This window comes from Tropicimonas sediminicola (assembly GCF_900188335.1).
Classification (GTDB): Bacteria; Pseudomonadota; Alphaproteobacteria; order Rhodobacterales; family Rhodobacteraceae; genus Tropicimonas; species Tropicimonas sediminicola.
This window is the reverse complement of the sequence record NZ_FZOY01000001.1, coordinates 721,556-743,093: the sequence shown is the minus strand read 5'-3', so window position 1 is coordinate 743,093 and position 21,538 is coordinate 721,556. Positions and strand designations below refer to the sequence as shown.

Below are 21,538 nucleotides of genomic sequence, written 5' to 3'. Positions count from 1 at the left end.
CCTCGCAAGCCGGAATGTCAGAACCGGTGCCATGGCGACTGGAACACTCTCGATCGATCTCGACGCGCTCGTCTCCAACTGGCGGGCCCTGAACGAAATGTCGGCTCCCGGCACTGAAACGGGTGCCGTGGTCAAGGCCGACGGCTACGGGCTCGGTGTCGCGCGGGTCGCGATGGCGCTTGCACGCATCGGCGTGCGGCGATTCTTCGTGGCCACCGCCGAAGAGGGCGCGGCGGTCCGCGAGGTGCTCGGCCGCGAGCCCCGCATTCACGTCTTTTCCGGCCACATGGCCGGGGACACGGACATGATCGGCGATCTGGACCTGATCCCGATGCTGAATTCGATCGAACAGCTGACCCGCCATTTCGAGGCGCTTCCCGGCGCGGCCTTCGGCATCCAGCTCGACACCGGCATGAATCGCCTGGGGCTCGAGCCCGCCGAATGGGCCGCCGTGGCGCCCCTGGCGCTCGGCCAGGGGCCGGCGCTGATAATGAGTCACCTGGCCAGCGCCGACGAGCCCGAGAGCCCGCAAAACGCCGACCAGCTCCGCGTCTTCCGCGAGATGACCGACGAGACCGGCGTGCCGCGCTCGCTCTCGGCCACCGGCGGCATCCTGCTCGGCCCCGACTACCATTTCGACGTGACCCGCCCCGGCATCGGCCTCTACGGCGGCCGCCCCTTTACCGACGCGCGTCCGGTTGCCCGACTGGCGCTGCCCGTGGTCCAGGCCCGGACGGTCACGCCGGGCGAGGCCGTGGGCTACAACGCCACCTGGACGGCGCCCGAAGAGCGCCTGATCGCCACCGTGTCCGGCGGCTATGCCGACGGCTTGCTGCGCAGCCTCTCCAACGCCGGCGCTCTCTATGCCGATGGCGTGGCCTGCCCGCTGGTCGGCCGGGTCTCCATGGACCTGATCACCGTCGACATCACAGCCCTCGGCTACGTGCCGGGGAGCCTCGACATCCTCTGCCCGGAACAGACTGTCGATGACCTCGCCGATGCCGCCGGCACCATCGGCTACGAGGTCCTGACCTCGCTGGGCGCCCGCTACAGACGCAGCAGCATCGGGGGCAGCCTGTCGTGAGCGCCGCCCTGCTCCGGCGTCCCCTTGCCGCCATCGGCCGGCCGGTTCTGGCCGGCCTCGCGAGCGTCGGACGCATGGCGATCTTTGCCCTGCAGGTGCTCGGCCACCTCGTGCGCCCGCCCTTCTACCTTCGCGAGTTCGGCCACGCGATCATGACCATCGGGTGGTATTCCCTGCCCGTGGTCGGGCTGACCGCGCTCTTCACCGGCGGCGCGCTGGCGCTGCAGATCTACGACGGTTCCTCCCGTTTCTCCGCCGAGGCCGCCGTGCCTTCGATCGTCGCCATCGGCATGGTGCGCGAGCTGGGTCCGGTGCTGGGCGGGCTGATGGTCGCGGCGCGCGTGGCCTCCTCCATCGCCGCCGAGATCGGCACGATGAAGGTCACCGAGCAGATCGATGCGCTGGTCACCCTCTCCACCAACCCGATCAAGTACCTCGCCGTGCCGCGGGTGCTCGCCGCCACGCTGACCGTGCCGGTGCTGGTCGCGGTCGGCGATTCCATCGGCATCATGGGTGGCTGGCTGGTCGGCGTGAACCGGCTCGACTTCAACTCCGCCGCTTACCTCAAGAACACCATCGACTTCCTCGAGGCCGCCGACGTGGCCTCCGGCATCGCCAAGGGGGCCGTGTTCGGCTTCATCGTCGCGCTGATGGGCTGCTTCTACGGGATGAATTCCGGGCGCGGCGCGCAGGGCGTGGGCAAGGCCACGAAACTGGCCGTGGTGGCCAGCTCCGTGCTGATCCTCGGCTCGAACTACCTGCTGACCGAGGTGTTCTTTTCCGGATGATCGAGCTTCAGGACGTTCACAAGGCCTTTGGCGAGAAGAAGGTGCTGCGCGGCGTGACGCTGACCGTGCCCAAGGGCGAGTCCATGGTCATCATCGGCGGCTCGGGCACCGGCAAGTCTGTGACCATCAAGTGCATCCTCGGCCTCGTCAAACCCGACGCCGGACGCATCCTGATCGACGGCCAGCCCGTCGACCGAGGCGATCGCGACGCCTTTCTCGCGCGTTTCGGCATGCTCTTCCAGGGGGCGGCGCTGTTCGACAGCCTCACGGTCTGGCAGAACGTCGCCTTCCGCCTCCTGCGCGGCGAGCAAAAGCGCCCCAAGGCCGAGGCCCGCGAGATCGCCATCGAGAAGCTGCGCCGCGTCGGCCTGAAGGCGGAGACCGCGGATCTCTATCCCGCCGAACTCTCGGGCGGGATGCAGAAGCGCGTGGGACTTGCCCGGGCCATCGCCGCGGAGCCCGAGATCATCTTTTTCGACGAGCCTACCACCGGCCTCGATCCGATCATGGCCGGGGTAATCAACGACCTGATCCGCGAGATCGTCGTCGAGATGGGCGCAACCGCGATCACCATCACCCACGACATGAGCAGCGTCCGCGCCATCGCCGACGATGTGGCGATGCTCCACGATGGCGTCATCCAGTGGGTTGGCCCGGTGGCCGAGATGGACGGCTGTGACGATCCCTATGTCCAACAGTTCATAAACGGCCGTGCCGAGGGCCCCATCGAAGCGGTCCGCTGAACGCGGGACGCCGCCTGATATGGCGACAGTTTCGCCGCACTCCGGAAATTTTGCACGAGCTTCGCGGACCAAACCACGAATATCGCCCGAAATTTCGCGAATCATCCGCTTTCTGTGCTACGCTTGAACCAGATCCCATCGGGCCGGGCAGTGCTGGTTCCGTCGCCGGGTCCGATTGAGACAAAATTAATAATCGTAGCCGAAAGGGTTGCACCGTGACGAATTCCGATTCTACCGCCCTTGGGCGCATGGCTTCTCTTTGCCGGACGCTCTCGCTCTCTCTCATCGTTCTTCTCGCAGCGGGTTTGACCGTGCTCACCGCCCTTTCGGCCGTCGGGCTGCTTCCCTGGCTGGAATTCCCGGCCGTTTTCGGCGACACGCCCCTGCCCAAGGCTGGCATGGCCGTGCAGATCGGCGTGACCGCGCTCGCGCTCGGGCTGTGCTTCTTCCTTCCGTCGGACGTTCGGATGCAGCGGCTGGAGACGAGCCACCGCGACTTCCGAATCCGCATGGAGGATGTCGCCCGCGCCTATCACGCGGTTCATGCCGCGGATCGCGAGGGCGCATTTACCCTGTCCTCGGAATTCGACAGCGTTCGGGAGCGGCTGATCTTCCTGCGCAACCATCCCGACCTGCGCAAGCTGGAACCGGGAGTGCTCGAGGTCGCGGCCCAGATGAGCGAGACCTCTCGGGAACTGGCCGAGATCTACTCCAGCGAACGGATCGAACGGGCGCGCACCTTCCTGCGCCAACGCCAGGAGGAGGCCGAGCGCTTCGAGGAGCAGCTCAGCCTTGCCCGCACCACGCTGGACGAGATCAAGCGCTGGACCCAGAGGCTCAACGTCGACGAGGCCGTGCGCCAGACGCAACTGGCGCAGCTCGAACGGGATCTGGAGGAGCTCCTCCCCGTGCTTGGGCTCCGCAAGCCGGTCGAGCGGATCGACCGCATGGCGTTGGAGGAGAGTATCGTCTCCGACAAGCCCAACGTCGTGCAACTGGATCAGGCCAGCGCGCCCAAGTCCGGCGGCAAGCTCACGCCCTGAGCGCTAGTCCGCGGCGGCCTCGGCCGGCGCGTCTTCCATGTCGGGAAGTTCGAAGATCTGTCCGGGATAGATCAGGTCCGGGTCGCGGATCTGGCTCTTGTTGGCGTCGAAGATCTGCACGTAATCCAGCCCGTTGCCATACCGGTCGTTCGCGATGCCCCAGAGCGTATAGCCAGGCTGCACCGTGATGACCGACGCGCCCACGGCCCCGGTCGCGCCAAGCTGCGGCACGAGCCGGGCGAGTTCCGCCGGATCTTCCCGCTTGAACGGGGTCTCGAACCGCGCGACGACCTTGCCGCCGGGAGCGACCTGATCGATCCGCAGGGTGTAGACGCCGGGCGTGACCTGCGCGAGTCCCATGTGCCAGCGGCCGTCAGGCTTCACATCGGCCGATTGCACGGGCCGGTTGTTCAGGTAGGCCTGCACGCCGTCCTGTCGGTCGCCGCTGGCCGCGGCCCGGCCTTCGAGCGAAACGCTGCCGTCGTCGGAATAGCTGATGACGTCGATCACGACCCGGTCGCGCAGACGCTCCGGAATGGCGTTGGCAGGCTGCAGGAGCTCCACGCCGGTCCGGCTGGCCAACAGCACGGTGGGCGCCATCGCCTCGCTGTAGGGCGTGTCCTGCGCCGTCTCGTCGACGCTCGTCACCGCGGGGCTCGACGCCCCCTCCCCGTCGCCACTCGCGGGCGCGCCCGACAGATCGAGGGCGGCGAGCTCGGTCTCGCCGGTCGCGCTGCCACTTTCGGAAGGCGAGGTCTCGTTCGTCGTGGCCGCCCCGTTCCCCAGCGCGGCAACGATCTCGGGCCCGACCTCCATGCGTGGAGCCAGGATCACGCTGTCCTCGGAACGCAGCTCAACGCCCTCGGCATTGCGGGCCACGAGGTTCACGACCTGCGCCGCATCGCTGATCGGCAGGCTCAGAAGCGCAGCGAATTGCCCGGAGCGATCGGTTTTCAGGGTCTGGACGTTCGCGCCATCAACCTCGACCGAGACCTCGAAGCCGCCGGGAGCCGTGCCGGAGACCACCGCGCGGCCGTCCTTGTCGACCCGGACGTGATCGAAGCGCGGTCCGGGAACGCCGGCAGGCGCGCCTGCGTCAGTGGCATCACCAGACGGTGCGTCCACAGCCGCTGTCTCGGCGCCCTGCCCGGCATCCGCCTCCGCATCGGGCTCCGACGCTGCGGCTTGGGTGTTGTTCTGCGTCGTGTCGCTGTCCGAGGGATCCGCCGGTTGGGACATCGTGGCGGTCGCGGTGTCATTGCCCGGGCCGGTCTCAGCGTCCTGTGGCGCTTGCATCATCCACAGCACAACCCCACCGGCCACCGCCGCTGCTGCGACGGCCCCAACGGCAAACTTGCCGTCCGCCTTCTTGGGCGCCCCCTTGTCAACCATCGAACAAAATCCCGAAATACTGTACCACACCCGCCTTTGAGCGGGTTGAGAGAGAATAGCAAGACAGCTATCACGGGTCAAAACCATGTAGCCCCAAGGTCTTGCTGCAATGCCACAAACGTTCTCAATCTGCGTCTATTGCGGCTCCAGGGACGGAATTGATCCCGAATATGCGGCAGTCGCCGAAAGCCTCGGTGCCGAAATCGCGGCCGAAGGCTGGCGGCTCGTCTACGGCGCGGGCGATATCGGCCTGATGGGGCGCGTTGCCCGCAGCGCCCAGGCGGGCGGCGCCGAGACCTTCGGGGTGATCCCGGTCCACCTGTTCGACCGCGAGGTCGGCAAGCGCGACCTGACGACCTTCATCGTCACCGAGACCATGCACGAGCGAAAGAAGGTCATGTTCATGAACGCCGACGCCATCGTCGTTCTGCCCGGCGGTGCCGGCTCGCTGGACGAGTTCTTCGAGACGCTGACCTGGGCCCAGCTCGGGCTTCATGCCAAACCGCTGATCCTGCTGGACACCAATGGCTACTGGGCTCCGCTCAACGCACTCATGCAGCATGTCGTCGATCAGGGCTTTGCCGAACGGACGCTGCTGGATTTCGTTCAGACGGTTCCGGACGTGCCGACGCTCATGGCACGCCTGCGCGACGCCCGCTCCTCCATCACCGCCTGACCGGAATAGAGCGCCAGCGCGATCCAGATCAGACCGAACGCCGCCGCGTGCCAGCCCGTGAAGGGCTCGGCGAAGACCAGCGTTGCGCAGAGGAACTGCAGCGTCGGGTTGAGGTACTGCACCAGCCCGACCGTGACGAGGCGGACCCGCCGCGTGGCGTAGGAGAACAGCATCAGCGGAATCGCCGTGAAGAGAGAGCCGGACAGGAAGAACAGTCCGGCCGTCCCCAACGAATGCGGAAAGCCCCCGGCGTCACGGTAGAGCCAGGCCAGCCAGCCCAGGGCAAGCGGCAGAAGCATCGCCACCTCGGCGGTGACCGATACGACCGGGCCGGCGTCCAGCCCCTTCTTCAGCGTGCCGTAGAGCCCGAAGGTCACGGCGAGTACCAGCGAGACCAGCGGCACCACGCCGAAGCCGAAGCTCAGGACACAGACGGCCGACGCCGCGAGGCCAACCGACAGCCACTGCACCCGCCCCAGCCGTTCGCCGAACACCACGGCGCCGAGCAGGACGGTTACGAGAGGGAAAATGTAATAGCCGAGGCTCGCCTGCATGGTCCGGCCGATCTGCACCGCCCAGATATAGACCAGCCAGTTGAGCGAGATCATCAACGCCGCAAACAGGACCCTGCCCGGCGCGCCCCCGATGAGTTGCGGCATGAGCCGAAGCCGGCCTTGAACCGCCAGAACCGCACAGAAAAACACGAAGGCCCAGATCGTCCGGTGCGCCAGGATTTCCAGCGGTGCCACATGTCCGAGCGCCTTGAACAGCAACGGCGAGAGGCCCCAGATCACGCAGGCGCCGATCATCGCCAGAATTCCGTTGTGCGCGTCCGTCATGCGTCAGGCCCTCGGTTGATACTCCGGGACCTGACGCCGCCGCGCCTTCAAGGTCAAGCGCCAAACGCCGGTATCACGCCTCTTCCAGTTCCGCCTTCACGAGGCTCTCGATGCGGTCGATCGGGTGGTTGGTCAAGGTCTTCGGGATCTCCGCGACCACCGCCTTTGCCACCTCCGAATGCATCTTCTGCCGCATCTCGCCGAGCACCTTGGGCGGCGCGACGATCACGACACGCTCGATCTCCCCGGCATGGACGCGCTTGTAGAGCATTTCGGCCAGTTCATCGGCAAAACGCTCCTTGGCCAGTTCGTGCCAGTCGGTGTCGTCCATCGCGGAGCGCTGCCCCGGGCCGGTGTCGGCCTTGCGTCCGGGACGGTTGGCCGATTGCTCGCGGTCCGATGGGTTCTCCTGCTTGCGTTCCTGGTGGACATTCAGATCGGGGTTGATGGCATCGAGGTCATTGCGCAGAAACAGCGCCTTTTCGCCATCGGCCACCAGCACCCAGGTCCCTGCTGTCAAACGTTTCATCAGCTTTCCTCCTCGTCTGCCTTGGTGACGCGGGTCGCGCCGCCAGGGCGCTCCTCGCTGCGTTTCAGCTCGTCACGGGTGCCGATCTTGCGCTGCAGGTTGCCACCGGCGCGCCCCTGCTGGGCGACCTGGCTCTTGTCGCCAAGGACCTGGTCGGTTTCCCGGGTTCCGTCGCTGGATCTGACGCGTTCAGGCATGTTGGTCTCCTTCTTCTCCTTGAAGAAAGAACGCACAGTGCCTTGCAAGGTTCCCCTCTCCGAAGGCACCCGCACAACGATTATACCACCCTCGACAGCCGTGCGGCAGGGCTTTCTGGAGGGGCGTCGCGCCGGGTGCCACGTGCTGGCGCGACCGAAACGGCACGGTTCAAAAAGAAAAGGCCCGCCGGGATCTCTCCCGGCAGGCCCAGCGGAAATCCGCGTCGCGTCGACCGATTACATACGGCTGGCGACGTTCTCCCAGTTGACCAGGTTGTCGAGGAAGTTGGTCAGGTAGGCCGGGCGCTTGTTGCGGAAGTCAATGTAGTAGGAATGCTCCCACACGTCGCAGCCCAGCAGCGCGGTCTGGCCGAAGCAGAGCGGGTTCACGCCGTTCTCGGTCTTGGTGACCTTCAGCGAGCCGTCGGTGTCCTTGACCAGCCAGGCCCAGCCCGAGCCGAACTGGCCGGCGCCGGCGGCGGAGAACTGGGACTTGAACTCGTCGACCGAGCCGAAGCTCTCGACGAGGGCCTTTTCCAGCTCACCGGGCATGCCGGTATCGCCGGGGCCCATCATTTCCCAGAACTGGTTGTGGTTCCAGAGCTGCGAGATGTTGTTGAAGATTCCGTTCTGCGCGACGGCGCCCTTGTCGTAGGTGCCGACGATGATCTCTTCGAGGGTCTTGCCCTCCCACTCGGTGCCGGCGATCAGCTTGTTGCCGTTGTCGACATAGGCCTTGTGGTGCAGGTCGTGGTGATACTCGAGGGTCTCCTGGCTCATGCCCTTCGCGGCGAGTGCATCGTGGGCGTAGGGAAGATCGGGGAGTTCGAAAGCCATGGAATTATCCTTCGCTAGCAGCGTTTCCTATGCGGTGTATGTGACCAGCCTCCGGCGTCGCGTCAAGGCGTCTGCCGGGAAATGGGGCAACGGATCGAGCTTCGGCCAGTGCGACGGGCACGGCCGGGACCGGTGCGGCGCGTCCTGCGGGTGTCAGGCCTCTTCGCCGTCCGCCTCGCCCGCAGATGCTTCCTCTGCGGCACGCGCCTTGGCCTCGGCCACCCGCGCGCGGCGCGCATCGATCTCGGCCAGCAGCGCTTGCATGGCATGCACGTGCTCGACGTTCTTCGACAGCACGAACTTGCTGCGCGTGCCCACCAGGATCAGTTCCTTCTCGCGGGCAAATTCCTGCGCGGCCTCGGTCACGCCGTCGATGGTCTCGTAATCGTCGCCGAGCAGGATGCCGTTGTCGTCCAGCAGCTCGAAATAGTTCCGCAGGTCCCGCAGGCAGTTGTCATAATCGTGCGCGGCGTCGATGTAGATCAGGTCCGGGCGTGCGCGGATACGCTTCAGCACCTGCGCGCCCATGTCCGAGGGCAAGGGCAGCGGCGTTATCACGTCCTGATGGCCGGCCTCGACCACGTTCTTCATGAAGGTGAAGTAGAGCATCGGCCAGCCGTTCTTCAGCTTGAGCTCTTCCTCCACCTGCCCCTTGCGCGCCCAGATACCCGAAGTGCCGAGCCAGGTGTCGACACAGCAGATCTCGAGATTCTTGATGCCCGCGGCCTTGCAGAGGTCGGCCATGTGCAGCGCCGAGCGCCCTTTCCAGCTGCCGACCTCGACAATCAGCGAAGGTTTTAGGTGTTCGATGATGCCGCGAAAGAAGAAATGGGTGGATCCCCACCCCTGCATGTCGACCTCGACATCCGCCAGCGGGGCGTCGAGATAGGGGTCTTCGTCATACAGCCTGTTGAAGATCCTGCGCATCCCGAACGTCCTTTACCGTTTGATCCGAACCAGAGAACGCCGCCGCGGTCTCGTTGATGAACTGCGCGAGCTTGAAATAGCCGATCCGCGTGAAATGGTCGGCATCGACCACGTCCTCGGGCGCCATGATCTCCGCCGGGTCGGCGAGCACCGCGCTCTCCCACGACGTCGCCACCTCCCGGCAAAGGGCATTGAACGCCTGCCGGACCGGAAGGGAGCGCTCGGAGCGCTCCCCCGCCTCGCTTGCCGCGATCAGCACGACGGGCGTGCCGGGGCGCACCTGCGACAGCACCCGCTCGCAGGCCTGCCGCACCAGCGCCAGCTTCTCTTCCAGCCCGTAGCGCCGGTAGTAGAAATTCTTGGCGAACCAGGCCGCGTTGGGACCGGCGAGCACCGTGCGCATCGCCTGCGCCGGGACATGCACAAGGTGCCGCCCGCCGAATTCCGTGCCGCCGAAGGTGAAGAAATTCTGCCCCGCCGCCGATTGGTAGAGCGAGAGGATCACCACGTCGGCCTCCGCCAGGGCCCCGTCGAAGGCCAGCATCTCGGCATGGCTCCACATCTCCAGCCGGCTGCGGAAGCGCTCGATTGAAGGGTCGGAGCGGTCGTTCAAGATGAAGCCCACGTCGTCGTAGCGCACGACCATCCCGTTTCGCACCGTGTTGACGAATTCGTCCCGGTTCGAGCCGCAGTAGAACGACATCTGCAGCAGGTCGCACCCGCCCACGAGGCAAAGCCGCCGGTCCGGCGCCTCCGCTCCCGCCGCGCCGCCGGCATCCTCGCGCACCCAGTCCACGGCCTCGAAACGGTCGAGCCCGTTGGCGACGGGCTGGGCGATCGTCAGCGCCGGGCGCTCCAGCCGGTCATAGACATATTGCTCGATCCCCATGTTGAGCGTTCGGCAGGAAAAGGCGAAATGCTCGAGCCGTGCGCCGGAAGAGCGTTTGACCATCAGGTAGAAGCCCACCATGCCGTAATCGCCGAACCGGTCCGCGACCTCGATCAGCGCGGCATGGGCGCCGGGCATCCGAAGCATCTCGCGCAGCTCGGCCTCCGCCTCCGGCGTCTCGACCCGCTTCTTGGTGAAGTTGAGCTGGTTGGTGCGGTTGATCAGTTCCAGCACCCGTTCCCAATGCGCCTCGATATCGTAGACATGGCGCAGCCGTATATCGGATTGGCGCAGGAAATCCTCGTTGGACAGCGCGGTCTGCGTGCGTTCGCGATGCTTGGCCTCGCCGACCTTGTACTGTTTCAGACGGCTCAGTCCGCGGTCGTCCTTGCCGGCAAGCTGTGGCAGGTCCCGCAGCGGCGCGAGATCGAGCCGGCCGTCGACGCACATGATCCGCTCGTTGAAGAACTTCGCTTCCTCGAGGTTCATGGGATTGTCGTCGAGGAACAGCACGTTCTCGTCGCGCAGGCCCATGTCCGCGATCATCCCCGCAATGGCCTGCCCCTTCGGCGTCCAGTCGATGTGCGGAAAGACGAAATATTCCCAAACGCCAAGGGCTTCAAGCTGCGCCTTCGCCTGCGCGAAATCGTTCTTTGAGCAGATCGAGGAGACGATGCCGCGCTCCGCCAGCTCCCGGACCAGCGCGATGTTTCCGGGCCGCGGCGTGATCCCGCCTTCCGAGAGCGTACCGGACCAGAAGGTCTCGTCGAGATCCCAGACCACCAGCTTGACGGTCTTGCCGATTGTGCTCAGGTCGTAGGCGGTCATGGCGTCCATCCTGTCATGTCGCCCCCGCTCAGTCGAGCCAGGTCAGGCCCGCGCGGAAATCGGCCCGGTCCGGGAAGGCCGCGACATGGGTCTTGAGCAACTCGCGCGCGACCTCCTTGCGGTCGAGCTTGCGGCACCACGCGATCTGGCGCTCGAGCGGCGCGGCATTGCCGGGGGCCAGCGCATGCGAGGCCGCCATGGCGTCGAACGCCTCCTCGAAGCGGTCCAGCGAACTCAGCGCCACGCCCCGCAATTGCTGAAGCACGGCGCTTGATGCCACGATCTCCTCGTTCTGGGCCATCATCGCCAGGGCGCTCTCGTATTCCTTGAGCTTCATGGTCATGCGGACCGAGGCCTCCAGCGCCTCGGCGGTCATCCCGCCACCCGCCTCCGGCGCCTCTTCCCCCGAGCCCGGAACGTAGCGGGCAAGGACCGACTGCATGATCCGCGCCACGAGATCGGCGGAGACATGGCGATAATCCCCGCGCGACCAGGCGACGCGAGGGTCGCTCAGCACCACGAACTCGTAGGACGGGAAGTAGTCCACCCCCTCCGTCTCGGCGATGAACACGTCGATGGCGGCCCGTTGGACGGACTTGGAATAGGTGTTGGCCACCAGCACATCCATGTCGCGGAAGGTGGAGAGCATCGGCACCGGCGAGACCGTCAGCAGCATGCGCAGCGGCTTGGTGCGGTAGCGGTTCAGGATCCGGTAGAGCTCCCGCAGCCCCTCCAGCACCTCCTCGTAGCTGAGCACCCGGAACTCGAACCTGTCGGGGTCCCTGCGGGCGAGCTGCGCCGGCGGGGCGACGTTCAGGTAGATGCCGAGCTTGGTGTCGTACCATACCTCGACATAGCCCAGAGTGACGATCACCACGTCGGCTTCCGCCGCGCGGGCCATCACGTCGAGAAATCGGTGGCGGAATTCGAGGATCTCGTCGACGGGGAATTCCAGCTTGGCGGCACCGAGCTGCAGGTCGCAGAACTTCTCCTCGCCTTTCCCCAACGGATAGAGGATCTCCTCCCCGGGGAAGCTCTCGCGGTCCATCGCCCAGCGGAGTTCGTTGATGACGGAGTGGATCGAGTACTTGTTGAAGAAGTTGCCCGCGAAACCGAGGCTCTCGCCAATAGGGCCAAGGTCGAAATCGCGGCTGGTGACGTTGATGCCGGCATTGATCAGCGCCGCCTCGACATTGCGCGCGAAACAGGAGCCGATGGTGAAAACGGTATCCTCGCGGCTCATCGTGAAGGACGGCGTCAGGACCGGCGTCGCGAGCGGATAGAGCCTGTCCCCGTCCTTCTCGGGCGAGGGATAGCGGCGCAAGGGGTTCTGCGAAGCCAGCTTGTAGGCGTCCATCGCGGAACGCCGCTCGAGTGACTTGTCCGACATCTCTGTCTGCCTTTCCGCGCGGCGCGTGCCATGCCGCTACTCGTTACCGGGGCCGGTGGTATCTCGTAAGTGGCTCCCTCGCGCCGGCCCCGTTGGCGCCGGGAGCACCCCGCCCGGCACCTGCAGAAGGCCGGGAGAGCCGTGTCAGGCGATGCCCGCCAGCCCCTTGGCAAGACGGTCGATCTGCCCGCCACGGTCAGGCCAGTGCTGCCGCGCCATGTCGGCCAGCGCACTGGCCTGCGCGCGGGCCGGACCGTTCATGCCGGAGAGCTTGCGGATCAGCCGCGCGCAGAAGTTGAAATTCTCGGTGTAGGCGAGCGCAAGTTCAAGCAGTTCTGCAACCGCCACGTCCTGGCCCATCGCCTCGTAGCGGTCGATCAGAAGGCCCCAGTAGCGCGGACTCCTCGGGGCGGAGACGACCAGCCCCTCGAGGGTCTCGACAGCCTCCAGCGGCCGTCCGAGCCCGGCCTGCGCCTCAGCCCGCGCCATCGCGAGGTCCGGCATGTGCCGGCGGGCGGGGTCGCCCTGTTCCGCGATGTCGGCGGCCCAGCGGTAATGCCCGCGCTCCGAACAGGCCAGCGACAGACTCGACAGGAACCCGTCGTCATGGGAGCGGTTGTGGCGCAGAAGGCGCGCAACCTCGCCGGCATCGCCCCGCAGGGCGGCGGCAAATACCTCTCGGGCGACATGGTCACCGATCAGGGTGCGCTCGGTGCGATGGCCCATATGCGGCAGCGGCAGCACATGTACGCCGTCCAGCAGGCGCAGCGCCTCGGCCTGCAGCGCGTCCGGCCGGCGCTTGGGATCGAAGGCGACCATCGCCAGCGGCGCGATATCCTGCTCCGGAATGTCAGCCACAGTCGGATGGCCGGCGGGCGCGACGCCCATCGGCGAAAAGGCCAGCGCGATGGCACAGCCTGCCGCCTGCCCGTGGCGCAGGGCAGCCTGACCACCAAGGCCAGCGCCGATGGCAATTGCCGGGCGCGCGTTGGTGCCGGCAAGCACTCCGCAGAGGGCCTGCATCTCGTCGGCCGGGAAAAGCCCCGCCCGCTGCGGCACGACGCGGTAGAGATCCACCGCCTCGCCCCCCGGGCCGGTCAGCCAGCCGGGGCGCAGTCGCCCGGCCTCGGGCGCGTCCTCGAAGAGCACCAGGGCATGGTCCGACGGCGCCGGCCGGTGCAGAAGCCGCAACCCCGCAGCCTCGAACAGGCAGGTGCCCTGCCCCTGTTGCCCAGCCATTTGCTCATCGTCCGTCATGTCCAGCATCCGCGATTCCTCGGGTTCGGGAGGAGTTTCACCCTGAATATGCCCCGAATTGCGTTAATTTAATGGCCAATGCGGGGAGAGAGGACGTATCGTCCCCATAGTGACGGAAACCGGCTGGCCGGTCGCCTCACATCTCGCGGAGCCGCGACGCGGTGCGTTCAGCCCTCGGGGAAGAACCCGACAGGCGCACCACTCGCGGCGTTTTCCAGGACGTCCTGAGCGTAGCGCGCGACCGATCGGAAGCAGACCAGCCGGAACGCGCCGTCTGCACCGATCCAGAAGGCCGCCGGCACCTGGGCCAGCCGGGTCCGGCGGATTTCTCCGGCGGCGAAGGTCGCGGGAGACAGGTCCACCGGGCAAACCCGGGCCAGCGCCTCGCGCGCGCCTGTTCCGGAGATGCGAAACATCGCGCGAGCATCCGAGACCTCGACGGCCAGATGATGGCTGCTGGACAGCTCCCCCGCCAGAGTGGCGAGGCATTCCGAAACCATTTCCTGCGGCATCAGAAGGAGCCACTCGTCCGGCGACATCCACGCCACCCCGCGTTCTCCTTCGAAGACGATCCCGCGTTGCTCGGGCAGTCCGCAGCCGGTGGCGGCCCGGATCGCCTCCGCTACCTCGGTGGGCTGACCGCGCAGCGTGATCATGCCCTGGATCGGCAAACAATCTACCTGTGCTGCGGGCGCGCCGGACGCCACGGCGGTCACACGTGCTGCGTCAGACATCCTGCTTCTCCCCTTCCGGATCGTAAAAGACCGGGCTCACGATACGGGCCTCGATCGTGCCGCCGTCGGTCTTGCCGAATTTCAACACCTCGCCCATCCGGTCCGGCCCGTGTTCGACAAGCCCCATTGCGATGCCGCGCCCGAGCGTCGGCGAATGGTAGGTCGAGGTGACCCGTCCGATGGTGACCCGCTGCCCGTTTGCATTCATGCCCTCGCCCAGTGCGTAGATCCCGTCCGGCAGGACAGACCCGTCGAGCGTTTCCAGCCCCACCAGTTTCCAGCGATCCGGCCGAACCATGTGGGCCCGCTCCTGCGCACGCTTGCCGAGGTAGTCGTCCTTCTTCTTCGAGATCGCCCAGTCGAGACCGAGATCCTGCGGGATCACCGTGCCATCGGTTTCATCGCCGATCATGATGAAGCCCTTCTCGGCTCGCATCACGTGCAGCGCTTCGGTGCCGTAGGGCGTCACGCCGAACTTGCCGCCGGCCGCGAGGATCTTGTCCCAGAGGGCGCGCGCCTGTCCGGCGGGAACCGCGATCTCGTAGCTCAGTTCGCCCGAGAACGAGATCCGGAACACCCGTACCGGGATACCCGCAAGCTCCCCCTCGGACCACGCCATGAACGGCAGCGCCTCCTTCGAGACATCGAGCCCGCCGAGCTTTTCGAGCACCTTGCGCGCATTCGGTCCGACGACGGCGATCTGACCGTATTGCTCCGTCAGGTTCGCGGTATAGACCTTCCAGTCCCACCACTCGCACTGCAGCCAGTCCTCCATCCAGCCGTGGATATGGTCGGCACCGCCGGAGGTCGTGTGGCAGAGGAAGGTCTCCTCGTCGATCCGCGCCACCACGCCATCGTCCATCAGGAAACCGTTCTCGTTGCACATGAGCCCGTAGCGGCAGCGCCCCGGTTTCAGCGTCGACATCTTGTTGGTGTAGAGCATGTCGAGGAAGCGCCCGGCATCCGGCCCCTTCACGAGGATCTTGCCAAGGGTCGAGGCATCCAGAAGCCCCAGCGAGGTACGGGTCGCCGTTACCTCGCGCGCGACGGCATCCGCGTGGCTCTCGCCCGCCTTGGGATAGCAGTAGGGCCGCCGCCAATGACCGACCGGCTCCATGTAGGCGCCGTTGGCCTCGTGCCAATCGTGCATCGGCGTGCGGCGCAGCGGCTGGAAGATGTCGCCGCGCGCCTCGCCCGCGATCGACCCGAAGGAGATGGGCTGGTAGGGCGGCCGGAACGTGGTGGTGCCGACCTGCGGGATCTCCTCACCCAGCGACTGAGCAAGGATCGCAAGCCCGTTGATGTTGCTCAGTTTTCCCTGGTCGTTCGCCATGCCGAGCGTGGTGTAGCGCTTGGTCAGCTCCACGCTCTCGTAGCCCTCCTGGGCCGCGAGTTGCACGTCGGAGACCTTCACATCGTTCTGGAAGTCGAGGAACATCTTGGAGCGAAGTTCCGGCAGCGCCTTGGTCGGCATGACCCAGACCGGCTGCATCGGCACTTCCTCGATGTCGTTGGCCTGCGGAACCTCACCCGGCTCTGCGCCGACAGCGGCGCCCCCCTTGCGGGCGGCGTCCCTGAGCACGTCGCCGGAGGCCATGCAGCCCGAGGCCGCACCAGCGGTCGAGACAAAGGCCGCGCCATCGGCGCCGGTGGGAGCGCGGGCATCGTCGGGATAGAAATGGGCGTGCTCGTCCGACCAGAGCAGCTTGCCGCCGCAATGGGACCAGAGGTGCACCACCGGCGACCAACCGCCCGACATGGCGACGCTGTCGCAGTCGAGCACGGCCCCGGCGCCGCCCGTGCCGTTGGCCCGGCACAGCATCACGCCCTCGACGCGCTTGCTGCCCTTGACCTTCATCACCGCCGCGCCGGTTTCGACCTGGACACCGCGGCGCATGCATTCGCGGGCGAGCGGGCCGTCGTTGCGTTCGCGCGGATCGATGATGACAGGCACCTCGAGCCCGGCATCGATGAGCGCCAGCGCGGTGCGATAGGCATCGTCGTTATTGGTCACGACCACGGTGCGGCGGCCCGGCGCGACGCCATAGTTCACGACATAGTCGCGGACGGCCGAGGCCAGCATGACGCCCGGCACATCGTTGCCGGCAAAGCTCAGCGGCCGCTCGATTGCCCCCGTCGCGGTGACGATGCGCCCGGTCCGGATCTTCCAGAGCCGGTGGCGCGGCTGCCCGTCGCCGGGCGTGTGATCGGCCAGCCGCTCGTAGCCGAGTGCGAAGCCGTGATCGTACACGCCGACGCCCATGCAACGGTTCCGCAGGGTGACGTTGTCCATTGCCTCCAGCGTCGCGAGGGTCTCGCCAATCCAGGCATCCGCCGGCTTGCCGCCGATTTCCACGCCATCCACCGGCGCCCGACCGCCCCAGTGCGGGGTCTGTTCGAGCAGGAGCACGCGCGCGCCGGAGCGGCCCGCCTCGAGCGCCGCCTGCAATCCGGCGATCCCGCCGCCCACGATCAGCACATCGACGAATGCGTAGAAATGCTCGTAGCGGTCGGCGTCGGCTTCCTTGGGCGGCAGGCCGGAGGCAGCGGCCTCGCGGATCACCGGCTCGTAGACGTGCTTCCAGAAGCTCTGCGGCCAGGTGAAGGTCTTGTAGTAGAAGCCCGCCGGCATCATGCCACTGAACCAGCCGTTCACCGCCATCATGTCGAAGCCGAGCGTGGGCCAGGCATTCTGGCTCATCGCGGAGAGCCCGTCGAACAATTCGGTCGTCGTGGCGCGCTGGTCGGGTTCGAACCGAGCGCCCTGCCCCAGCCCGACGAGCGCATTGGGCTCCTCCGGTCCACTGGCGAGGATGCCGCGGGGCCGGTGGTACTTGTAAGACCGGTTCACCAGCATCTGGCCATTCGCGAGCAGCGCCGAGGCCAGCGTGTCGCCCCGGAGGCCGCGCATCGGGTTGGTGTCGAAGGTGAAATCGAGTGGCGCGTCCCGGTCGATCAGCCGGCCGCCCTGCTCCAGACGCATGCTCATGCCCGGCCCTCCCATTCGGGCCGTCGCGCCCGGATCGCGGCGACGATCTCCTCCGGCGGCTCGGGCATTTGTGCCTTGTAGGTACCGAAGACCTCGAGCGTGACCGTGTCGCGCGCCGCCAGGAACCACCTGCCGCAGCCATAGGCATGGCGCCAACGCTCGAAATGCACGCCCATCGGGTTTTCGCGCTCGAACAGGTAGGCTTCGAATGCCTCGTCCGTGGAGCCGGGGCCAAAGCGCTTGAGATGCGCCTCGCCGCCCGGAGCAAGCTCGGTTTCATCGCAACGGATGCCGCAGTACGGGCAGGTCAGGATCAGCATGTCATCATCCTTTCGGCGGCAGGCTGGCAGCGTTCAACAGCGACATTTCCACGAGGGACCGCCGCAGGCCGTCGTCTTCGAAGGACCCGTGGTCGAGTTCGACCATCCCGCCCATCTTGCGCCCGGTGAAGGAGAGCGGCTGCGCGCCCAGTTCAATGGCCTCGGTCTCGCGGTCTTTGCCCACGCGGAACATCCCGCCGTCGCCGATCACGCCGCAGACCATGTTGCCGTAGAGCATGAACGCGATCCCGCCGAACATGCGCTTCTCCGAGAGCCCCGGCTGGAAGCCGAGGTCTTCGCGCATCGTTTCGGCATTGAGTTCCGAAAAGGCCATCAGTGCGCGACCCCCGCGGCGACGCTTTCGTCGATGAAGCGGCCTTCGCGGAAGCGGTCGAGGCCGAACTCGGCGGCGAGCGGGCCGGGCTCTCCCTTGGCAACGAGTTCCGCCATCGCCCAGCCGGAACCGGGGATCGCCTTGAACCCGCCGGTCCCCCAGCCGCAGTTGATGAAACAATTGCCGAGCGGGGTCTTGGACAGGATCGGGGAGCGGTCGCCGGTCATGTCGACGATGCCGCCCCACTGGCGCAGCATCTTGAGCCGCGAGATCATCGGGAAGGTCTCGACGAGGGCGCGGACGGTTTCCTCGACATGCAAGAACGAGCCCCGCTGGGTGTAGTTGTTGTGGCCGTCGGCGCCGCCACCAATCACCATCTCGCCCTTGTCGGACTGGCTCATGTAGCCGTGCACGGTGTTGGCCATGACCACGCAATCCATGCAGGGCTTGATCGGCTCGGAGACCAGCGCCTGGAGCGCCACGGATTCGATGGGCAGCCGGAAGCCCGCCATATCGGCGAGATGGCCGGAATGGCCGGCAACCACGATAGCGAGCTTCTCGCAGTCGATATCGCCGCGGGTGGTGGTGACGCCCGTGACCTTGCCGCCCTCGGAACGGACACCGGTGACCGCGCATTTCTGGATGATGTCCATGCCCATGCCGGAACAGGCTCGGGCATAACCCCAGGCGATGGCGTCATGCCGGGCGGTGCCGCCGCGTGGTTGCCAGAGCCCGCCGAGCACGGGATAGCGCGGGCCCTCGATGTTGATGATCGGCACGATCTCCTTCACCCGCTCGGGGCCGACGAACTCCGTCTCGACCCCTTGCAGCGCGTTGGCATGGGCCGTGCGCTGGTAGCCGCGCACCTCGTGGTGGGTCTGCGCCAGCATCAGCACGCCGCGCGGGCTGAACATGCCGTTGTAGTTCAGATCGAGACTGAAGGTTTCGTAGAGGCTGCGGGCCTTTTCGTAGATCGCCGCAGACGGGTCCTGCAGATAGTTGGAGCGGATGATCGTGGTGTTGCGCCCGGTGTTGCCGCCGCCGAGCCAGCCCTTGTCCAGCACCGCGATGTCGCGAATGCCGTGGTTCTTGCCGAGGTAATAGGCGGTGGCCAGCCCGTGGCCGCCGGCGCCGATCACGATCACCTTGTAGCGCTTCTTGGGCTCGGGCGAGCGCCAGGCGCGTTCCCAGCCCTGGTGGTGACGCAGCGCTTCGCGGGCGATGGCAAAGGCGGAATATCGGCGCATGGCGGTCCTCGTCGTTCTGGCCCCGGCCGCTGGCGGGCCGTCGGGGCGGACGGCGCGTCGCCGCGCGACGGCGTCGGGTGCGTGCCATCCTTTTCCATGCCGCGGCGGATGTCCATCCGCCAGACTGCGGCATGTTGAGGGTCGGAAACGACCTTGTGATGCGACGCCTGCGCGCTCCCCGCCGCCGAGGGGTTTGCCCTGCCTCCGGTTCCGGGTAGAGGGGAATGCACATCTCGTGATCGGCGCCCTGGGAGGACGCATGACATTCTGGATCATCTCCGCGCTCGTCGCGCTCATCGCCGCCCTGCTGATCGGCTGGCCGATGCTGCGCCCGAGCGAGCCCGGCGACGCCGAACCGCAGGACAAGGACATCGGCATCTATCGCGACCAGCTCCGCTCGGTGGAGAAGGATCTCGCCCGCGGCGTGGTGACCGAGGAGGAAGCCGAACGCCTGCGTACCGAAATCAAGCGCAGGATCCTCGACGCCGACCGTGCGGGCTCGGAGCAGGCGACGCATGCGCCGCGCGGGGCGAGCTATGCAACCGCGGCGGTGGCCGGTCTCGTCGTCATTGGCGGCACATTCTATCTCTACGACCGGATCGGCGCGCCGGGATACGAGGACCTGCCGCTCAGCAAGCGGCTGTCGATGGCCGAGGAGCAGCGCCAGAACCGGCCGAGCCAGGCCGAGTTCGAGGCCGCCATGCCGGCAACGCCCCCCGTCGCGGTGGGCGACGAATATGCCGAGCTGATCCAGAAACTGCGCGATGCCGTCTCCGAGACGCCAGAGGACGTGGAAGGCTGGGCGCTTCTGGCGCGCAGCGAGGCCAATATCGGCAACATCCCCGCCGCCCATGCCGCCCAGCGGAAACTGCTGGACCTGAAGGGCGACATGGCGACCGCACAGGATTACCTCACCTATGCCGGGCTCCTGATCCAGGCCGCCGGCGGCAATGTCTCGGCGGATGCCGACTGGGCCCTTGGCAACGCCCTGCAGCGCGACCCGCATGAACCGGTCGCGCGCTACTACGTGGGGCTGATGCACCTGCAGACCGGCCGCCCCGACGAGGCCTTCCAGTACTGGGAGCCGCTTCTGAGGCAAAGCCGTCCGAGCGACCCCTGGGTGCCGGTGATCCGGTCCAGGCTGGAGAGCGTGGCGGCGATGGCCGGCATCAAGTACAGCCTGCCCGCTCCGGCCCCGTTGCCGGGCGGAGCCGGTGGTCCCTCTGCCGAGGACATGGCGGCGGCAGCCGAGATGAGCCCGGAGGAGCGGCAGGCATTCATCCAGAACATGGTCGACCAACTCGGCGCCCGCCTTGCCGAGGAGGGCGGCCCGCCCTCCGACTGGGCGCGGCTGATCCGGGCCCATGGCGTCATGGGCAATGTCGAGCAGGCGACCGCGATCTGGACCGAGGCGCAACAGGCCTTTGCCGACCCGGCCGCGCTGGCGCCGATCCGGCAGGCGGCGCTCGACGCCGGGGTGGAGATCGAGGAGCGGGGCCCGAGCCAGGAAGACATCGACGCGGCGGCGGAGATGGAGCCCGAGGACCGTCAGGCGATGGTTCAAGCCATGGTCGACCAGCTCGGCGAACGGCTCGCCACCGAGGGCGGACCGGCGTCGGACTGGGCGCAACTCGTGCGGGCGCATGGGGTTCTGGGCAACACCGACCGCGCCGCGGCGATCTGGGGCGAGGCGCAGCAGGTCTTTGCCGAACGCCCCGAGGAACTCGAGCTGATCCGCCAGGCGGCGGTCGACGCTGGCGTGGCGGAGTAACCCGGTTGGTATTCGAAGAGATCACGGAATTCGCCGCGGCCCTGCCCTCCGGCCGGGCGGTGGCGGGGCTCGACCTCGGCACCGCTACGATCGGGGTGGCGATCTCCGACCGGTTGCTTTCCACTGCGACCCCGGCCGAGACGATCCGGCGCAAGAAGTTCGGGATCGACGCGGAGAAGCTGCTCGCCCTGCTGAACGCGCGCGAGGTCGGCGGCATCGTGCTCGGCCTGCCCCGCAACATGGACGGCAGCGAGGGTCCGCGCTGCCAGTCGACACGCGCCTTCGCCCGCAACCTCGAGAAGCTGACCCCGCTGCCGATGACCTTCTGGGACGAACGGCTGTCGACGGTGGCCGCGGAACGGGCGCTGCTGGAGGCGGATACGTCCCGAAAACGTCGCGCAGAGGTGATCGACCATGTGGCCGCCGGGTTTATCCTGCAAGGAGCGCTGGACCGGATGAGGAACCTGAGGCTCGAAGGATGAAGGACGACGCCCCCTGGCAGAGGGACGAGATCGAATCGCCCTGCACGAAGGTCTGCGTGATTCATCCGCAGGAGCGGCTCTGCGTCGGCTGCTATCGCAGCATGGACGAGATCGCGGCCTGGTCCCGGATGTCCCCCGAGGCGCGACGGGGCGTCATGGCAGCGCTCCCCGACCGCGCACCGCGCCTTGCGCAGCGGCGGGGCGGCCGCGCTGCTCGGATCGCTCGGGAGAGCTGATCGCCG

22 protein-coding genes are annotated in these 21,538 nt (G+C 66.9%); 8 read left to right on the top strand and 14 right to left on the bottom strand.

The genetic code is table 11. The features are described 5' to 3' along the window. Positions 1-31: 31 nt before the first annotated feature. The 4 genes from alr to CHB86_RS03525 all read left to right on the top strand — a co-directional run bounded on the left by alr (position 32) and on the right by CHB86_RS03525 (position 3,658). Positions 32-1,084, top strand: coding sequence for an alanine racemase (gene alr, locus CHB86_RS03540; RefSeq protein WP_089231303.1), 1,053 nt, complete (start codon positions 32-34; stop codon positions 1,082-1,084). Next, on the top strand, positions 1,081-1,872 hold the full coding sequence (locus CHB86_RS03535) for an MlaE family ABC transporter permease (RefSeq protein WP_089231301.1): 792 nt from the start codon (positions 1,081-1,083) through the stop codon (positions 1,870-1,872). Before alr ends, CHB86_RS03535 begins: the two co-directional genes overlap by 4 nt. Beyond that, positions 1,869-2,615: an ABC transporter ATP-binding protein gene (locus CHB86_RS03530; protein WP_089231299.1), complete on the top strand. Its 747-nt coding sequence runs from the start codon at positions 1,869-1,871 to the stop codon at positions 2,613-2,615. Before CHB86_RS03535 ends, CHB86_RS03530 begins: the two co-directional genes overlap by 4 nt. Before the next feature lie 311 nt (positions 2,616-2,926). Further along, on the top strand, positions 2,927-3,658 hold the full coding sequence (locus tag CHB86_RS03525) for a DNA repair protein (protein ID WP_245837715.1): 732 nt from the start codon (positions 2,927-2,929) through the stop codon (positions 3,656-3,658). A gap of 3 nt (positions 3,659-3,661) precedes the next feature. On the opposite strand, the gene CHB86_RS03520 is transcribed toward CHB86_RS03525, so the two are convergent. After that, positions 3,662-5,050, bottom strand: coding sequence for a LysM peptidoglycan-binding domain-containing protein (locus CHB86_RS03520; RefSeq protein WP_089231297.1), 1,389 nt, complete (start codon positions 5,048-5,050; stop codon positions 3,662-3,664). A 109-nt stretch (positions 5,051-5,159) separates the two neighbouring features. On the opposite strand from CHB86_RS03520, the gene CHB86_RS03515 reads away from it, so the two are divergent. Then, positions 5,160-5,726 (top strand): LOG family protein, encoded by a 567-nt coding sequence (locus tag CHB86_RS03515; RefSeq protein ID WP_089231296.1) that lies wholly within the window; start codon positions 5,160-5,162, stop codon positions 5,724-5,726. On the opposite strand, the gene rarD is transcribed toward CHB86_RS03515, so the two are convergent. The 13 genes from rarD to CHB86_RS03450 form a co-directional block, all read right to left on the bottom strand. Continuing rightward, entirely contained in the window at positions 5,657-6,565 is a 909-nt protein-coding gene (gene rarD / locus CHB86_RS03510) for an EamA family transporter RarD (protein WP_089231294.1), read from the bottom strand. The two genes, CHB86_RS03515 and rarD, sit on opposite strands and share 70 nt — an antisense overlap. A gap of 73 nt (positions 6,566-6,638) precedes the next feature. After that, the gene (locus tag CHB86_RS03505) at positions 6,639-7,094 is read right to left on the bottom strand and encodes a host attachment family protein (RefSeq protein WP_089231292.1); all 456 of its coding nucleotides are present in this window, start codon (positions 7,092-7,094) and stop codon (positions 6,639-6,641) included. Further along, positions 7,094-7,291 carry a hypothetical protein gene (locus tag CHB86_RS03500; protein WP_089231617.1) on the bottom strand — a complete coding sequence of 66 codons (198 nt, stop codon included), beginning with the start codon at positions 7,289-7,291 and terminating at the stop codon, positions 7,094-7,096. The genes CHB86_RS03505 and CHB86_RS03500 overlap by 1 nt, the downstream gene beginning before the upstream one ends. 237 nt (positions 7,292-7,528) lie before the next feature. Next, positions 7,529-8,128: a superoxide dismutase gene (locus CHB86_RS03495; protein WP_089231291.1), complete on the bottom strand. Its 600-nt coding sequence runs from the start codon at positions 8,126-8,128 to the stop codon at positions 7,529-7,531. A 153-nt stretch (positions 8,129-8,281) separates the two neighbouring features. Further along, the gene (locus CHB86_RS03490) at positions 8,282-9,055 is read right to left on the bottom strand and encodes a class I SAM-dependent methyltransferase (RefSeq protein ID WP_089231289.1); all 774 of its coding nucleotides are present in this window, start codon (positions 9,053-9,055) and stop codon (positions 8,282-8,284) included. After that, on the bottom strand, positions 9,027-10,772 hold the full coding sequence (locus CHB86_RS03485; RefSeq protein ID WP_176442752.1) for a hypothetical protein: 1,746 nt from the start codon (positions 10,770-10,772) through the stop codon (positions 9,027-9,029). Before CHB86_RS03485 ends, CHB86_RS03490 begins: the two co-directional genes overlap by 29 nt. 28 nt (positions 10,773-10,800) lie before the next feature. Then, a complete protein-coding gene (locus CHB86_RS03480; RefSeq protein ID WP_089231286.1) occupies positions 10,801-12,162 on the bottom strand; it encodes a GSCFA domain-containing protein in 1,362 nt (453 codons plus the stop codon). Between the two features lie 144 nt (positions 12,163-12,306). After that, the gene (locus CHB86_RS03475) at positions 12,307-13,419 is read right to left on the bottom strand and encodes a tetratricopeptide repeat protein (protein ID WP_141134812.1); all 1,113 of its coding nucleotides are present in this window, start codon (positions 13,417-13,419) and stop codon (positions 12,307-12,309) included. 167 nt (positions 13,420-13,586) lie between these two features. After that, positions 13,587-14,153 (bottom strand): sarcosine oxidase subunit gamma, encoded by a 567-nt coding sequence (locus CHB86_RS03470; RefSeq protein ID WP_089231282.1) that lies wholly within the window; start codon positions 14,151-14,153, stop codon positions 13,587-13,589. Next, positions 14,146-17,142: a sarcosine oxidase subunit alpha family protein gene (locus tag CHB86_RS03465; RefSeq protein WP_089231616.1), complete on the bottom strand. Its 2,997-nt coding sequence runs from the start codon at positions 17,140-17,142 to the stop codon at positions 14,146-14,148. The genes CHB86_RS03470 and CHB86_RS03465 overlap by 8 nt, the downstream gene beginning before the upstream one ends. Next, positions 17,139-17,462: a sarcosine oxidase subunit delta gene (locus tag CHB86_RS03460; RefSeq protein ID WP_089231280.1), complete on the bottom strand. Its 324-nt coding sequence runs from the start codon at positions 17,460-17,462 to the stop codon at positions 17,139-17,141. Before CHB86_RS03460 ends, CHB86_RS03465 begins: the two co-directional genes overlap by 4 nt. Positions 17,463-17,466: 4 nt before the next feature. Continuing rightward, positions 17,467-17,796 (bottom strand): TfoX/Sxy family protein, encoded by a 330-nt coding sequence (locus CHB86_RS03455; protein WP_089231278.1) that lies wholly within the window; start codon positions 17,794-17,796, stop codon positions 17,467-17,469. After that, positions 17,796-19,043 (bottom strand): sarcosine oxidase subunit beta family protein, encoded by a 1,248-nt coding sequence (locus CHB86_RS03450; protein ID WP_089231276.1) that lies wholly within the window; start codon positions 19,041-19,043, stop codon positions 17,796-17,798. Before CHB86_RS03450 ends, CHB86_RS03455 begins: the two co-directional genes overlap by 1 nt. 259 nt (positions 19,044-19,302) lie before the next feature. On the opposite strand from CHB86_RS03450, the gene ccmI reads away from it, so the two are divergent. From ccmI to CHB86_RS03435, 3 genes are read left to right on the top strand one after another with little or no spacing between them, the layout of a single operon-like run. Continuing rightward, positions 19,303-20,814, top strand: a complete 1,512-nt coding sequence (gene ccmI, locus CHB86_RS03445) for a c-type cytochrome biogenesis protein CcmI (RefSeq protein ID WP_176442751.1) — start codon at positions 19,303-19,305, stop codon at positions 20,812-20,814. Positions 20,815-20,819: 5 nt separating this feature from the next. Further along, on the top strand, positions 20,820-21,296 hold the full coding sequence (gene ruvX, locus CHB86_RS03440; RefSeq protein WP_089231275.1) for a Holliday junction resolvase RuvX: 477 nt from the start codon (positions 20,820-20,822) through the stop codon (positions 21,294-21,296). Continuing rightward, positions 21,293-21,532 carry a DUF1289 domain-containing protein gene (locus CHB86_RS03435; protein ID WP_089231273.1) on the top strand — a complete coding sequence of 80 codons (240 nt, stop codon included), beginning with the start codon at positions 21,293-21,295 and terminating at the stop codon, positions 21,530-21,532. Before ruvX ends, CHB86_RS03435 begins: the two co-directional genes overlap by 4 nt. Positions 21,533-21,538: the final 6 nt, after the last annotated feature.